This window comes from Bacillus sp. ME78 (assembly GCF_903970865.1).
Classification (GTDB): domain Bacteria; phylum Bacillota; class Bacilli; order Bacillales; family Bacillaceae_G; genus Bacillus_A; species Bacillus_A cereus.
In genome coordinates this window covers 1-539 of the sequence record NZ_CAJCKK010000100.1, presented here as the reverse complement: position 1 = coordinate 539, position 539 = coordinate 1, and the positions used below count along the sequence as shown (strand labels likewise).

Below are 539 nucleotides of genomic sequence, written 5' to 3'. Positions count from 1 at the left end.
CTAGTAAATGCTTATAAATTACAAAGTACAACACATGATAATGGCCAAAGTAAATTTGAGGATTTAAAAGGGCATTGGGGTGAAAAATTCGCCAATGTTTTAATTGATTTAAAAATTTCTAATGGTACAGATAACGGCTGGCAACCAAATAGGTCTATAACACGAGCTGAGGCCGCTCAACTTACTGCTAAAACGGATATGTTGCAACAAAATCAAAATAATGGTTTAAAAGAAAAAGAAATCATTACTGCTACTTCGTATGGGGATTTAAATTTAACAATGGCTTCGAAAATTACAGCCCAAGAGATTGATAGTTTTATTGCAAAATACCATTCAGATAGTCCGTTAGTTGGACATGGGCAAGATTTTATTAATGCGCAAAATCAATACGGTGTAAATGCACAGTATTTAGCAGCACATGCAATTTTAGAGTCTGGATATGGAAAATCAGAAATCGCATATCGAAAACACAATTTATTTGGGTTACGCGCGTATGATAAGGATCCGTTTAAATATGCAAAATATTTACCAACCTACGG

General features: G+C 34.1%; 1 protein-coding gene. It reads left to right on the top strand.

Going from position 1 to position 539, the window contains the following annotated elements; genetic code table 11:
- Nucleotides 1–539: glucosaminidase domain-containing protein (locus H6481_RS28410; RefSeq protein ID WP_182813824.1), on the top strand; the 539-nt coding region annotated here is incomplete at both ends.